We start from the raw sequence: 14,241 nt of genomic DNA, 5'->3' as shown, positions 1-14,241 counted from the left end.
GGACGGTTGAGGGATAGGGTCGTGTTGTTATCGTCTGCCTCAAAGGAAAAATGTGTGGTGCATATGCATGACGGCTCGGTGTGCGAGGTGTGGCGTGGTGCGACGGCGTCTGATGTGGCGCGAGAGTCTGGTTTTCGCGGGCGCGCCCTAGCGGTATGGATGGATGGGGCTTTGCGTGATATGTCCACGCCTGTTTGGGACGGCGTCTCTCTTCGGTTTGTTGTGAGGGGTGATGACGATGCGTTAGAGATTTTGCGCCATGATATGGCACATATCATGGCACAAGCTGTGAAGCGTCTCTATCCCGAGACGAAGGTGAGCATTGGTCCTGTGATACGGGATGGCTTTTACTATGATTTTTGGCGTGAGGAGGCTTTCACGCCAGCTGATTTAGAGCGTATTGAAGGGTGCATGCAGGGCATCATCAAGGAGGACTATGTCATCGAGCGTGAGGATGTCTCGAGGGATGATGCGAAGGCGTTCTTTATCAAGGAGGACGAGCCTTATAAATTGGCATTATTGGAAGACATTCCTGATGGCGAGGTGATCAGTCTTTACCGTCAGGGTGAGTTTGTTGATTTATGTCGTGGTCCTCATTTTCCTTCTACGTCTTGTGCTGGTCAGGCCTTTAAGCTCATGAAGGTAGCGGGTGCTTATTGGCGTGGTGACTCCACTCGTGAGATGTTGCAGCGTATTTATGGCACGGCATGGTTTGATAAGAAGGCGTTACGTCTGTATCTTCATCGTTTAGAGGAGGCGGCGAGGCGTGACCATCGGGTTTTAGGCAAGGCGATGGATCTCTTTCATTTTCAGGAGGAGGCGCCGGGGGCTGTCTTTTGGCATGACAAGGGATGGACTCTCTTTCAGCACTTAATAGGATATTTGCGCCAGCGTCAGCGCGAGGCTGGCTATGAAGAGATTAGCACGCCAGACATTATGGACAGGGCCTTATGGGAGTCATCGGGTCATTGGCAAAGTTTTCGTCAGCACATGTATACGACGGACACAGAGGATGGTCGTGTTTTTGCCGTCAAGCCTATGAATTGTCCGGGCTGTGTTCAGGTCTTTCGTCAAGGCATGATGAGTTACCGCGACTTACCGAGGCGCATTGCCGAGTTTGGCAAGCCCATATTTATTGCAGTTTTGAGCAGATGGAGGACGAGTGTTGTTCGATCGTTGAGATGATTCTCTCTATTTATAAGGATTTTGGTTTTGAGGATGTGACGATAAAATTTGCGGACAGGCCGCAAGAGCGTATAGGGGAGGATAAGGATTGGGACATATTAGAGGATGGCTTGAAGGGTGCGTTGCGTCGCATGGGGAAGGACTATGTGTATAACAAGGGCGAGGGTGCGTTTTATGGGCCTAAATTGGAATTTGTGTTGCGTGATGCGTTGGGTCGTGATTGGCAATGTGGCACGGTTCAGGTGGATGTCAATTTGCCGGCGCGTTTAGGTGCGCGCTACATTGGCAAGGATGGCGAGAAGCATGCGCCTGTCATGCTTCATAGGGCATTGTTTGGCTCTATTGAGCGCTTTGTGGGGATTTTATTAGAGCATTATGGTGGCCTGTTGCCGCTCTGGCTTTCACCCTTACCTCTTGTGGTGGCGACTATAACGGACAAGGCGGAATCCTATGCCTGTGATGTGTTACGTTTGTGTCGGGAGAAATCCATTGCTGTGCGTTCTGATTTTCGCAATGAGACGATCGTCTATAAGGTGCGTGAGCATAGTCTGGCGAAGGTTCCTGTTTTATGGGTGATTGGTGAGAGGGAGGCTAAGGAGCAGACGGTTGCGTGGCGTGGCTTAGGCAAAGGGGGTGAGCGTAAGGAGATGCCCTTGCGTGATGCGCTAAAGAGGATGGAGGCGCTTTGTATGGGGCATGGGACATATAAGGATGTGGCACATCATGGCATGTGAGGCATTCAGGGAGGTTTATCATCGTAGCAGAACAAGATGATCACATAGGGAGGGGCAAGGCGCATGGCGTTTCGTCTTTTCGCATGAACGGCGATATCAGGGCGGAGTCGGTTCGTGTCATTGGCGTGGACGGCGAGATGGTGGGTGTTATGGGCAGGGGGCAGGCGCTGGCGAAGGCACAGGAGAGAGGCTTAGATTTGGTTGAGGTATCGCCTCATGCCCGTCCTCCCGTGTGTCGGATTATCGATTATGGCAAATTTCGTTATCGGGAACAGAAGAAGCGCACAGAACTTCGCCGTAAGCAGAAGCATATTGAGCTCAAGGAGATAAAAATGCGTCCCAACATCGATGCCCATGACTATGCGTTTAAGATGCGTTCTATGAAGAAATTTTTATCCCATGGTGATAAGGTGAAGGTCACGGTGTGGATGAGGGGACGGGAGCGTGCGCATCAAGGGCATGCGTTTGATGTTTTGGGGCGTGTGGCGGCGGAGATAGCGGATATGGCGTCCATTGAGACGGCGCCTCAAGCGGAATCGGGGGGCAGGCAAGTCCTCATGATTGTGACGCCTCAGCGTAAGAAGAAGGAACAGGGATGAAGGGGAGGGGTTGAGGCGACATGGCCTTTGTTTCACGTGAAACATTCAAGAGGAGCGAGAAGGGGCTTTGTCTAGGACGTCAACAAAGGCTCACGAGCAGGGGGTGGGGGAGGCCTGTTGAGGGATAACGTGCCTTGACATAGGGATGGTCTTTGGCATATAAGGGGTGGTGATGTGGGGCTTTCGTATGATGTGATGTGTGGAAGAGGTCTCTGGGATGCCAAAATTGAAGACAAAGAGCGGTGTGAAGAAGCGTTTTTCTCTGACGTCCCGTGGTCGTGTCCGCATGAAGCCAGCGGGTAAGCGCCATGGGATGATTAAGCGTCGTCCGAAGTTCAGGCGCAAGGCGCGTCTTATGACGCATATGTGCGATGCTGATGCGCGTATTGTGCGTCAGTTCATGCCGTATGGTGAGAAGGGATGACGCGTGCTTCTCGTGCTGTTCCAGCCCATCGTCGTCATCGCAAGATTATCAAGCAAGCTCGTGGCTATCGTGGTCGTGGCAAGAACACGTTTCGTATGGCGCGCCAGATGGTGGAGCGCGCCTTGTGTTATTCCTATCAGCATCGCCGTAAGAGGAAGGGAGACTTTAAGCGCTTGTGGATTCAGCGTATCAACGCAGCGGCGCGTGTCCGCGGCATGACGTACAGTGTCTTTATGGGGAAAATGCGTGCCAGTGGCATTGACATGGACAGGAAGATGTTGGCGTTGCTGGCGATGGAACAACCCGGTGCCTTTGATGCGTTAGTCGAGAAAATCAAGGCGTCTTCCTGAGCATGGCGGGGGACAAGGACAGGATACAGCGTGATGTTGTGTTGGAGGCTTTGCATAGGGTTGGGGGAAAGGAGGAATTGGCGGCGTGGTATCGTGATGTTTTAGGGAAGAAGGGGTCTCTGACGTTAGCGTTGCGTTCTTTAGGGAGCTTGGATAAGCCGTTAAGGCGTGAACGTGGCAAAGAATTGAATGCTTTACGGCGCATGTTGGAGGGGCGTTACGAGCAGCTGTTGAAGCGTATGTCGCCAGGGGAGGCTGTTGAGCGGTCGGTGAGGGGGAAGGAGGGGAATGATAGACAAGATGATGTTGATGGGGAGGATTGGTCTCTTCCTGTCTCTGGAGATGGATGTGGGCGTCTTCATCCCATTCCTTATGTGATGGAGGAGATCACGTCTTTTTTTGGCGCATGTGGTTTTGTGATGGCACAAGGGCCGCATGTTGAGGATGATGACCATAATTTTGAAGCGCTGAATATGCCGCCCCATCATCCGGCTCGTCAGATGCATGATACGTTTTATCTGTCTTCGGATGAGTCTGGTGCTTCTCGCTTATTGCGCACCCACACGTCGTCGGTGCAGATACGTGCTATGAGGGCGGGGACGCCGCCTTTTTATGTCATGGCGTCTGGAGGGACGTATCGCCGTGATTACGACCAGACGCACACGCCCATGTTTCATCAGATAGAGGGGTTAGCCGTTGATAAGGACATCCATATGGGTCATCTGAAAGGCTGTTTACAGCATTTTTGTGAAGAATTTTTCGGTTATGGCGATGTTCCTTTGCGTTTTCGTCCGTCTTTTTTTCCTTTTACGGAGCCATCAGCGGAAGTGGACATTGCGTGTCATATGGATGGGGAGTCTTTATCGGTAGGTGGGGAGTCGTGGATGGAGATATTGGGTTGTGGCATGGTACATCCCCATGTGTTAGAGGCTTGTGGTGTTGATTCTGGCTGTTGGCAGGGTTTTGCCTTTGGCATGGGTGTTGAGCGTCTTGCCATGCTTAAATATGGCATGCGTGATGTGCGCATGTTTTTTGAGTCGGAGCATGGTTGGTTGCGTCATTATGGTTTTCGTCCTTTTTCTGTTGTATCGCCATGAGGATTATTGAGGCGTGGTTGCGTGAGCATCTTGAGTCGTCTTTATCGTGGGGTCATATTGGTGAGCGTTTGACATCATTGGGCTTGGAGGTGGAGTCGATGATTGAGCCTCGCGATGATTTAGAGCATGTCCATGTCGTTGAGCTTGTGGGGATAGAGCGTCATCCCAATGCCGACAGGCTCAATGTGTGTCATTGGCGTGGTGCGCATGGTGAGGAGGGGCGTGTTGTATGTGGTGCGCCTAATGTTCGCGTCGGCATGAAGACGTTGCGCGCTGGTGTTGGTGTGCGTTTGCGCGGTTGGAAAAAGCCTTTGAAACGGGCGACCATTCGTGGTGTTGTGAGCGAGGGGATGTTGTGTTCGTCTCAGGAGCTTGGTGTGGGTGATGATGAGAGGGGGATTATTGATATGCCGTCTGATGTGGTGCTTGGTGAGACGGCGGCTGAGGCGTTAGGTTTAGGCGTCTATGCTGTCGATATTGCGCTCACGCCTGATAGGGGGGATTGTGCCAGTGTGCGTGGGGTTGCGCGTGATTTAGCGGCTGCTGGATGTGGTTGTCTTAAACCGCTGTCGCCTCTTTCTGTGTCTTCTGTGGGTGGGGGCAAGGGGGAGGAGTGTATCATGGATATGGACAAGGAGACGCAAGCAGTGTGCGGTCTTTTTTTCTTGCAGAGTCTCAAGAATGTTGCCAACGGCCATGCGCCTTCATGGATGAGGAATCGTCTACGTAGTTGTGGTGTGCGTACTCACCATATGTTGGTGGATGTGACGAATTATATGATGTTGGATGTGGGTCAGCCCATGCATGTTTTCGACCGAGACAAGATAGAAGGGGATGTGCATGTGCGTCTGTCGCGTGCTGGCGAACCATTTCGGGGTTTGGATGGTGGTGAGCATGTCTTAGCGGCGGGGTTGTTGGTTGTTGCTGATGTTAAGAAGATTTTATCGGTGGCGGGTGTGATGGGCGGGGCGTCCAGTGGGTGTGATGAAAGGACGAGGAATGTCTTAGTGGAGGCGGCGTATTTTAAGCCTGAGGCTATTGCTCGAGGGGGTCGTTTTTTAGGGGTTCATTCTGGTGCGCGCTATCGTTTTGAGCGTGGTGTGGATAGGGGGCATACGCGTGTGATGTTAGAGCGTGGCGTTGATATCTTGAGGCGTCTTGGCTTTGTGGAGAAGACACCGACCATGTGGCGTGTTCCTGATTGGCGCTTTGATGTGCATGTGGCACAGGATTTGGTGGGGGATATTTTGCGTGTGCGTGGCTATGACACCATCGAGGGTGTGGCGTTCCGCTGTGTGGACAACCCTAGGGGGTCGATAGGCGCGTGTGCGTCATCATATGATGAGATGGCGTTAGCGCGTCTGGCGGCGTCTTTGGGGGCGTGGCAGGTGGTGCATTGGGTGTTTGTGTCTGAGGCGGACGTGCGCGCCTTTACCTCTTCTACGGGTGATGTTGCATGTGATGTGTCTGGTGTGGCGTTAGCGAATCCTTTGAGTCGGGATATGGGTTTTTTGCGCTCTTCCTTATTATCGGGCTTGCTCCATGCGGTGCGGCGAAATTGTCATCGTGGTATCAAGAGGGGCGCTTTTTTTGAACAAGGCGTTGTGTGGCGTGAAGGGCGTGCCTGTAGGGAGATGATGCATTGTGCTATCGTGCGTTGGGGTGAGCGGGAAGAGAGGTCGTGGCGGGTGCGTCCATCACAAGTCTCTTTGTTTGATGCTAAGCAGGATTTCATGTCTCTTTTGGATGGGTGTGGTGTCTCTGTTGATGATGTGGGGTTAGAGCAAGGGAGGCTCGCCTTACCTCTTTGGTTTGCTGGCCATGGGGAGCATGGGCGTCCACAGGAGAAAGAGCGCCATGACCATGAGATTTTAGGCCATTATGGCATGCTTTCTTCTTCTCATGCGTCCTTGTATGACCTCGAGGGAGTATCTGTCTCTATGACGGAGCTTTATATGGATAGGCTCATTCCCTATGTTCACAAGAAGGGGCGTAAGGATAGAAGGGGAAAGCGTGTCTATCGTCCTTCTGTGTATCAAGATGTCGTTCAGGATTTTGCTTTTGTTATGGGGCGCGATGTCTATGCTCGGGACATTATCGCGGCGGTGTCTTCTGTGAAGAAGAGAGAGCCTCTTATTCGTGCCATGCATATTTTTGATTATTATCAAGGGAGGCAGATGGATGATGGGCGTAAGTCCATAGGCGTTTCTCTCTTGTTGCGTTCGGACAAGGCGACATTAACGGAGGAGACAATACAGCGTGTGCGCGCGCAGGTGATAGACCATGTGCAGGCGTGTTGTGGGGCGGTGTTGAGGGCGTGAGGGGCTATGTCTATGTGGAGAGACGATGCAGGATTTTATCCGTAACGTAGCGATTATTGCTCATGTAGACCATGGGAAATCGACTCTTGCTGACAGGCTGATAGAGCGTTGCGGGGGTTTGTCTTCTCGTGAGATGAAGGCGCAAGTCCTTGACTCGATGGGGATAGAGCGAGAACGAGGCATCACGATAAAAGCGCAAACGGTGCGTCTCTCATGGCGTGATAAGGGTGGTCTGGCGTGGACGATCAATTTATTAGACACGCCCGGCCATGTGGATTTTTCGTATGAAGTATCGCGGGCGTTGGCGGCGTGTGAAGGTTCGCTTTTGGTTGTGGATGCGACTCAAGGTGTGGAGGCACAGACATTGGCGAACACTTGGACGGCTGTAGGCTACGACCATGGGCTGGTGGTGGCGCTCAACAAGATGGATTTAGCGAGTGCTGACAAGGGGCGCGTCTGTGAGCAATTGCAAGGGAGTTTAGGCATCGATGGGGACACTGTTCTTCCCATATCGGCAAAGACGGGGGCGGGGATTGATGATGTGTTGCAGGCGATGGTGTCGCATCTTCCCTGCCCTCAGGGGGATGTGGGTGGCACATTGCGCGCCTTAGTGGTTGATAGTTGGTATGACAATTATGTCGGTGTTGTCATTTTGGTGAGGGTTGTGGATGGTGTTCTCAAGCGGGGTGAGCGTGTGCGTTTGCGTTCAGTGGAGGAGGGCAAGGGCGTGGTGGTGGAGCATTTGGGCGTGTTTACCCCTAAGCGACAGGAACGGGAGTCTTTACAGGCGGGGGAGATAGGGTTCATCATATCGGGCTTTAAGCATGTGCAGTCTTTGCGTGTTGGCGATACGGTCATCCATGACAGGCTTCCTTTGGCGGCGGCTTTACCGGGCTTTCGGGCGTATCGTCCGGCGATGTTCTGTGGTTTATTCCCGCAAGATCAGGAGGATTATCCGCTGTTGCGGGATTCTTTGGCGAAGTTGGTTTTGAATGACTCGGCCATCCACTACACGCCTGAGACGTCGACGGCCTTAGGGCATGGGTTTCGCTGTGGTTTTTTAGGGTTATTGCATTTGGATATTGCTTTAGAGCGTCTGCGTCGGGAATTTGGTTTAGAGTTAGTGGTGAGTGCGCCTCAGGTCGTGTATCGGGTTTCTCTGACCGATGGGTCGTCATGCATTATTGACAATCCTTCTTCCTTGCCTGAGGTGAATCGTATTCGTGTCTGGGAGGAGCCTTGGGTGAGGATGTCGATCATGACGCCAGAAGAGTCATTGGGGGCGACACTTGAGTTGTGCCAGTCGAGGCGAGGGCGTCATGTGTCATTGGAATGGATTGGTCAGAGGGCGCATGTGGAGTATATGATGCCTTTGAGCGAGACGATTTATGATTTTCACGACACATTACAATCTTTGAGCAGTGGCTATGCCAGTTTTAACTACCAGTTTGAGTCTTATGAGGCGTCGGACCTTGTCAAGATATCGATTCTTATCAATGACGAGTCGGTGGATGCCTTGTCTTTCATTGCCCATCGTTCCCGCGCTCAGATGCGAGGTCGCTCCATATGCATGAAATTGAAGGAGATGATTCCCCGTCATTTGTTTAAGGTCGCCATTCAGGCGGCCATTGGTGGCAAGATTATTGCGCGCGAGACTGTGCCTGCCTTGCGCAAAGATGTGACGGCAAAATGCTATGGGGGTGATGTGACGAGGCGGCGTAAGTTATTGGAAAAGCAGAAGGAGGGGAAGAAGCGCATGAAGGCTTTTGGCAAGGTTTCTTTACCGAACAGGGTATTTATCGATGTGCTGAAGAGCTGAGTCGATGGGTCGTCTTTATGGGTGTGGCGTGTGGTGTGCGTTGTGATGTAATTGGGCCCATGCGCACCAGCATTGTGGGTAGGCTTGGGATATTGTGGCGTGTGCGTTGCGTGCGTCTTGCTTGTGCAGGTAGAGGGCGAAGCATGTGGCGCCACTTCCTGAGAGTCGAGCGAGGAGACATCCTTTGGTGTCATTGAGGGCGTCAAGGACTGTGTCGATGGTTGGACAGAATTGGCGCGCGGCAGGGTAGAGGTCGTTTCGTTTTTGCTTGAGCGTCTGGATGCATGTGTGTGCGTCTTGCCATAGGTGCGGGTTTATCTCTGTTGGTTTTTGTTGGGGCGCGTCATAGGGGGCGAGCTCTTGTGGCGGGAGGGGCGTCAATCCTAGATGTTGGAAGACAGCGGGGGTTTTGATGGGCGTGGCGGGCGTCACAAGGAGTGCATAGAAAGCGGGCAATGATGGCATAGGGTAGAGGATGTCGCCTATACCGCAGGCGATAGCGCTTTGTCCGTGCCAGAAGAAGGGGACATCAGCGCCTAATTGGCGTGCTATGGTGTGCCATGATGTCTCTTGCCTGTCTAGATGGGCGAGGGCGCAAAGTGCTGTGAGGGTTGCGGCGGCGTCTGACGAGCCGCCTCCCATGCCAGAGGCGACGGGGAGGCGTTTGATGAGGTGGAGTCGTATGGCTTTGCGTGCGAAGGCGGTGGGGAAGGACGTTGTGGCGAGCGTGGCTGCCTTATGGACGAGGTTATTTGTATCTTGTGTCAGTTGTTCCTGTTGGCGGGAGGATTGTTGGACGGTGAGGGTGATAGAGGGAGTCGGAGAGTCTTGGAGGCTTGCCTGTAGGGTATCACCGACCCTGACGAACGTCATAAGGGTTTGGAGTCGATGGTATCCATCCATGCCTTTGGCAAGGACGTGGAGATAGAGATTAATTTTTGCCCATGCGGATATGGTGAGGGCGGATATGGTGAGGGCCGACATTATGGGTTATCAGGGAGTCTTCTGTTTTGTTTTTGTGCGTATTTTCTCTTTGATACGTTGTTGCGTGGCGGGATGTTCTTCGCTGAGGGAGAATGCCCGTTGCCATTGGAAGATGGCTTCATGGTGTCGTCCCAATTTCCACAGCACATCGCCTAGATGTTCGTTGATGTCGGCTTCTTCGGGGTTGAGGAGGATGGCTCTTTTCAGCTGGGTGAGTGCTTTATCATATTGTCCCACTTTATAGAGTGCCCATCCATAGGAGTCGATGATGAAGCCGTCATGGGGTTGTAGGCTCATGGCGCGTCTGAGGAGCTGTAGGGCTTTTGTATGATGTATGTCTTGTTCGACCCAGGAATATCCGAGATAGTTCAGGGCGTAGGCGGCGAGAGGGTTGAGTTGTATGGCTTCGAGGAGATCTTGTTCTGCCTTTTCCCATTCTCCGACTTTGTCGTAGGCGACGGCGCGTTCGAAGAGCATATCGCTACGGCTGGTGGCATCAGTCTGATGATTGAGGAGATAGTCGTAATGGGGCAAGGATTGGGCGTATCGTCCATGGTCGAAGAGGAGTTCGGCGAGCATGGTGCGACTGGTGACGTTGGTTGGTTGTTGGGCGGTGACGTGGTCGAGGATATTGATGGCTTGTTCATACTGGCCCATATGGTCCATGGCGAGGGCTTGATATTCCATGGCGATGGCGTCCCATAGGGGATGGTCTGTCAGTTTTTGTAAGAGGGGCAGGGCGAGGTGGGGTGATGTTTTTTGGAGGTGGGTGATGATAAGCCATTGGGCGGGGGCAAACGAGGGGTCGACCATCAAGGCGATACGAGCATAGAGAAGTGCTTTATGTTGGTTGCGTTCTAGGGCGTGTGCTGCCATATGGTAGGCGGCGATGGCGACGGCGAGATGTGGCATGTGAGAGGGTGGGAGGGGGAGAAGAATCGAGAGATTTTTCTCATGCTGTTGGGCGACATCGTGGGTGTCGATGATGTCTTTCCATGGGCTTCCTCCGTTTTTTTCGGCAAAGTCTCGATAATAGCGGGTTGCTTTTTCCTCTTGTCCGCGTTTTTGGTGCCACTGGGCATAGAGCAATTGATAGAGGGGGAGGATTGGCGGTGTGGACAGAGCTGCCATGATGTGCTTGTCGCTATGGGCGTCTTTATTGATGGTGGTGGCGAGGAGATATTGCATGAGGTAGAGGGTGTGCGTGTCGCTTCGTTGTGTTTTTTGGAGCATGTCTTTGAGGTCGCTGGCGGCTGATGTATGGTCGTGCCATAGCGCCATCAAGCGATAGAGTGGCGGCAAGGAGTGTGCTTGTGGGTGTTGGTGGTGGTGAAACAATGGGTCGATGATGACGTGGCGATATGTGTTGCGGGCGAAGGCGCATGCGGCGAGGAATAATCGGGCGTCTGTTTTTTGTGTGTGGGTGAGGGCGTGATGGTGATGTATGTGATGGGCGAGGATGGCGGTGATGGGGTGCGTGCCACTTTCGAGGCTACTATAGAAGGCGGTGAGGAGGTCTTCTCCTCTGTAGGGGTAGGAGAGTGCGCGCATGCTTTGATAGAGGGTAAGGGCATCGAGGTCGCCTCTTTTTTTCGCTTCTTGCATGGCGAGATAAAAGCCACTGGACTCTTGGAAGGAGGCAATATGGCGTGATGCATCGACGATTTTTTGTGGCAAGGGGCATAATCTATGAGATTGAGCGATATGCCCTTGTCTGTTGGCGGGGACGGGGATACGCATATGGTGATTGATAAAGGCGTGATGTTTTTGCGTCTCGATAAAATGTGCTATGGCGTCTGTGGCGGTGTTCTCTCTGTGCCTATTTTGGTGGAGGATGAGAGCGATGATGACAAAGCCGATGACGCCTATGGCGGCCATCATGGGTTTGAGACGCTTTTTATGGCGTTGTGTGAGGCGTGTGATGGCAAGGGGCATGGTCAGGGTGTGTTCGAGGGAGCGTCATTCACATATTGGGGTAGCGAGGTCCTTCGCCGCCTTGGGGAGGGCACCAGCGTATATTTTGCGTTGGGTCTTTGATGTCGCATGTTTTGCAATGGATACAATTTTGGGCGTTGATTTGGAGGGTTGGCGTGTCATCCTGCCCATTGATAATTTCATAGACGGCGGCGGGACAATAGCGCTGTTCGGGGGCGTCATAGAGGGCGAGATTATGGTCGATGGCGCGTTGTGGCGTGTGGAGTTGGAGATGACATGGCTGGTTTTCCTCATGGTTGGTGCCAGACAGGTAAAGTGAGGAGGCTTTATCGAACGTTATGACACCATCATAGGGTGGGTATGTGATGGGGTGTGCTTTGTCTTTGGGTGTGAGCGTTGTGTGGTCGGGGTGATGATGGGCGAGCGTCCATGGGGCTTTGCCACGTAATATGTATGTGTCGAGAACGGCATAGGCAAGCCCTGCCCATAATCCGTATTGGAAGGCTGGTCGTATATTGCGCACTTTGTAGAGTTCTTGAGCGATAGACGAGCGATAGAGATTTTTTTCATAGTCTGTGCACTCGACGCCGGTCTTTGGCGGTGTGCTGTGTGAGAAGAGGCTTTGCCACAGGGAGTCGGCGAGGATGATGCCTGAGTGGATGGCGAGATGGCTTCCTTTAATTTTTGCCACATTGAGGAAGCCGGCGCTACAGCCAATGAGACATCCGCCGGGGAAGCTTAATTTTGGGATAGATTGCCATCCTCCTTCATTGAGGGCGCGAGCGCCATAGGCGACTCGTTGTCCGTTTTTCAGTAATGGGGCGATAAGGGGATGGGTTTTGAAACGTTGGAATTCGTCATAGGGGCTGAGGTAGGGATTTTTGTAGTCCAGTCCTATGACGAATCCTATGGCGATTTGATGATTCTCTTGGTGATAGAGGAAGGAACCACCATAGGTGCGCGCGTCCAAAGGCCATCCCACACTATGGATGACGAGTCCGGGTGTGTGTTGTTGGGCGGGGACATCCCATAGTTCTTTCAAGCCTATGCCATAGGTTTGTGGTTGTGCGTTATGACGCAATCCGTATTTTTCTATCACTTGTTCGCTGAGACTGCCCCTTGCCCCTTCGGCAAGGACAATTTGTTTCACGTGAAGCTCGATACCGGGTTCATGGCGTGGCGTTTTCTCTCCATGTTTGTCGATTCCCATATCGCCGGTGCGTATGCCGATGGCATGTCCCTGTTCGTTATAGAGGATATGGGATGCGGCGAAGCCGGGGTAGATTTCGACGCCGAGCTCTTCGGCTTTTTGTGCGAGCCATCGACAGAGATTGCCTAAGGAAAGGGTATAGTTTCCGTGATTTTTCATCGGCGGCGGTGTTGGCAAGCGCCATGCGTGTTTTTCCGTGAGCATATAAAAGCGGTCTTTACAGACGGCCACTTTGAGGGGGCATGCAGGGTCTTGTCGCCAATGGGGGATGAGGGTATCGAGGACAGCAGGCTCGAAGACGGCGCCAGAGAGGATATGTCCGCCCACTTCCGCTGCTTTTTCTATGATACAGACGGATATATCTTTCTTGTCGTCTTGTGCCTTTTGTTTCAGGCGTATGGCGGTGGCGAGTCCAGCGGGACCAGCGCCGACAATGACAACGTCATAATGCATCACATGGTCGTTCATGAGAGATGTTCATCCTGTTATGTCTTGCGTGTGAAGAGATTGTATAGGCTTTTTCGTCCATACTCTAGAATTTTCGTTTGACGAGACGGGTGGACGTATTCTACAAGCATGCGTGTGTCGGGAGAGGCGTGTGCTTATGGTGAATGGGGATGATGCATGGATCGAGTCCTGAGAGGCGGTCGGGATTATTGGAGGCTCTTCGTGAGAGCGGTATTACATGCGCTTTGAGTGATACGCCCATGGGTGTCTATGGCGGGGTGCATGGTGGAACGGGCGAAGAGGCGTATGGTGAGGGGGATAAGGGGGGTGAGACGCCTTCATCGTCATTTGATGGCGCATCGGATATGGCGCTGGCGCTTCGTTCTGTGTCTTCGGTAGACGAATTGGAGGCGCGTGTTCGTCATTGTGATGGCGGTGATTTGAAGAAGACAGCCATGAACACGGTCTTTGCTCGTGGCAATCCCCGTGCGTCTTTGATGTTGATAGGGGAGGCGCCGGGCAATGAGGAGGATAGGCAAGGCAAGCCCTTTGTCGGTGAGAGTGGCATGCTCTTAGACAAGATTCTTTATTGGGCGGGTTTTGACGTTTCAATGGATTGTTATATCACGAACATGATTTTTTGGCGTCCTCCGGGCAACCGCACGCCAAGGGATGAAGAGATTGCCTTATGTCGTCCCTTTGTCGAGTGCCATATTGCATTGGTCAAGCCCAAGATTGTCTTGTTTGTAGGAGGCACGGCGGCAAAGCATCTCTTGCATTCCAGCAAGGGCATTACCCAGCTACGTCAGGGGTGGCATCGGTATCACTCGACATTTCTAGGAAGCCACGAGATCATGGCAAAAGCCATCTTTCACCCGGCCTATTTATTGCGTTCTCCGAGCCATAAGCGTTTTGTGTGGCGGGACATCATCGATGTGCGAGCTAAACTAGGGGCGATGGATTAATCATGGGCGTGGGTAGAAAGAGAGGAAGGGCATGGGGAGCGCTGTCTTCCCTGAGACGTTGTGTTCTGTGTTCTGTGGTGTGTCTTGTGTGTGGGGGGTGTGAGAGGCCATTGGAGGAGGGTGTTCTCATGCTGTATTCGACACGTCAGCCTTTTTTGTTGATGCCTCTTG

General features: G+C 52.7%; 10 protein-coding genes and 1 pseudogene. 8 read left to right on the top strand and 3 right to left on the bottom strand.

The window, feature by feature from the left end:
* The first annotated feature begins 63 nt into the window (after nucleotides 1–63).
* The 7 genes and pseudogenes from GDA54_01195 (at nucleotide 64) to lepA (ending at nucleotide 8,529) form a co-directional block, all read left to right on the top strand.
* A pseudogene (locus GDA54_01195) lies at nucleotides 64–1,919 on the top strand (threonine--tRNA ligase).
* An 83-nt stretch (nucleotides 1,920–2,002) separates the two neighbouring features.
* Complete coding sequence (locus GDA54_01190; protein ID MBC6496929.1) at nucleotides 2,003–2,518, top strand: translation initiation factor IF-3; 516 nt, start codon at nucleotides 2,003–2,005, stop codon at nucleotides 2,516–2,518.
* A 217-nt stretch (nucleotides 2,519–2,735) separates the two neighbouring features.
* Nucleotides 2,736–2,942: a 50S ribosomal protein L35 gene (gene rpmI, locus GDA54_01185; GenBank protein ID MBC6496928.1), complete on the top strand. Its 207-nt coding sequence runs from the start codon at nucleotides 2,736–2,738 to the stop codon at nucleotides 2,940–2,942.
* Complete coding sequence (gene rplT / locus GDA54_01180) at nucleotides 2,939–3,292, top strand: 50S ribosomal protein L20 (protein MBC6496927.1); 354 nt, start codon at nucleotides 2,939–2,941, stop codon at nucleotides 3,290–3,292. The genes rpmI and rplT overlap by 4 nt, the downstream gene beginning before the upstream one ends.
* A gap of 2 nt (nucleotides 3,293–3,294) precedes the next feature.
* Nucleotides 3,295–4,389, top strand: coding sequence for a phenylalanine--tRNA ligase subunit alpha (gene pheS, locus GDA54_01175; GenBank protein MBC6496926.1), 1,095 nt, complete (start codon nucleotides 3,295–3,297; stop codon nucleotides 4,387–4,389).
* Complete coding sequence (locus tag GDA54_01170; GenBank protein ID MBC6496925.1) at nucleotides 4,341–6,710, top strand: phenylalanine--tRNA ligase subunit beta; 2,370 nt, start codon at nucleotides 4,341–4,343, stop codon at nucleotides 6,708–6,710. The genes pheS and GDA54_01170 overlap by 49 nt, the downstream gene beginning before the upstream one ends.
* Before the next feature lie 25 nt (nucleotides 6,711–6,735).
* Nucleotides 6,736–8,529 (top strand): elongation factor 4, encoded by a 1,794-nt coding sequence (gene lepA, locus GDA54_01165; protein MBC6496924.1) that lies wholly within the window; start codon nucleotides 6,736–6,738, stop codon nucleotides 8,527–8,529.
* 15 nt (nucleotides 8,530–8,544) lie between these two features.
* Here the strand turns inward: lepA and GDA54_01160 are convergent, their stop codons facing one another.
* Genes GDA54_01160 through GDA54_01150 form a run of 3 tightly spaced genes read right to left on the bottom strand, consistent with a single transcriptional unit; the run spans nucleotide 8,545 to nucleotide 13,126 of the window.
* On the bottom strand, nucleotides 8,545–9,513 hold the full coding sequence (locus GDA54_01160) for a 4-(cytidine 5'-diphospho)-2-C-methyl-D-erythritol kinase (protein ID MBC6496923.1): 969 nt from the start codon (nucleotides 9,511–9,513) through the stop codon (nucleotides 8,545–8,547).
* A gap of 9 nt (nucleotides 9,514–9,522) precedes the next feature.
* Entirely contained in the window at nucleotides 9,523–11,448 is a 1,926-nt protein-coding gene (locus GDA54_01155) for a tetratricopeptide repeat protein (GenBank protein ID MBC6496922.1), read from the bottom strand.
* A 28-nt stretch (nucleotides 11,449–11,476) separates the two neighbouring features.
* Nucleotides 11,477–13,126, bottom strand: a complete 1,650-nt coding sequence (locus GDA54_01150; GenBank protein ID MBC6496921.1) for an electron transfer flavoprotein-ubiquinone oxidoreductase — start codon at nucleotides 13,124–13,126, stop codon at nucleotides 11,477–11,479.
* Between the two features lie 149 nt (nucleotides 13,127–13,275).
* Here GDA54_01150 and GDA54_01145 point away from each other — a divergent pair, with 149 nt between their 5' ends.
* Nucleotides 13,276–14,070 carry a uracil-DNA glycosylase gene (locus tag GDA54_01145; GenBank protein ID MBC6496920.1) on the top strand — a complete coding sequence of 265 codons (795 nt, stop codon included), beginning with the start codon at nucleotides 13,276–13,278 and terminating at the stop codon, nucleotides 14,068–14,070.
* Nucleotides 14,071–14,241 lie beyond the last annotated feature (171 nt).

Source organism: Alphaproteobacteria bacterium GM7ARS4 (assembly GCA_014332745.1).
Taxonomy (GTDB): Bacteria; Pseudomonadota; Alphaproteobacteria; order GM7ARS4; family GM7ARS4; genus GM7ARS4.
The sequence above is the reverse complement of the archived record's forward strand: the minus strand, read 5'-3'. Positions and strand labels throughout refer to the sequence as shown.

What these genes read in the sequence shown, in the direction of transcription:
- GDA54_01190 (MBC6496929.1), top strand. Translation starts at nt 2,003, where the DNA reads ATGAACGGCGATATCAGGGCGGAGTCGGTTCGTGTCATTGGCGTGGAC.
- rpmI (MBC6496928.1), top strand. Translation starts at nt 2,736, where the DNA reads ATGCCAAAATTGAAGACAAAGAGCGGTGTGAAGAAGCGTTTTTCTCTG.
- rplT (MBC6496927.1), top strand. Translation starts at nt 2,939, where the DNA reads ATGACGCGTGCTTCTCGTGCTGTTCCAGCCCATCGTCGTCATCGCAAG.
- pheS (MBC6496926.1), top strand. Translation starts at nt 3,295, where the DNA reads ATGGCGGGGGACAAGGACAGGATACAGCGTGATGTTGTGTTGGAGGCT.
- lepA (MBC6496924.1), top strand. Translation starts at nt 6,736, where the DNA reads ATGCAGGATTTTATCCGTAACGTAGCGATTATTGCTCATGTAGACCAT.
- GDA54_01160 (MBC6496923.1), bottom strand. Translation starts at nt 9,513, where the DNA reads ATGTCGGCCCTCACCATATCCGCCCTCACCATATCCGCATGGGCAAAA.
- GDA54_01155 (MBC6496922.1), bottom strand. Translation starts at nt 11,448, where the DNA reads ATGCCCCTTGCCATCACACGCCTCACACAACGCCATAAAAAGCGTCTC.
- GDA54_01150 (MBC6496921.1), bottom strand. Translation starts at nt 13,126, where the DNA reads ATGAACGACCATGTGATGCATTATGACGTTGTCATTGTCGGCGCTGGT.
- GDA54_01145 (MBC6496920.1), top strand. Translation starts at nt 13,276, where the DNA reads ATGATGCATGGATCGAGTCCTGAGAGGCGGTCGGGATTATTGGAGGCT.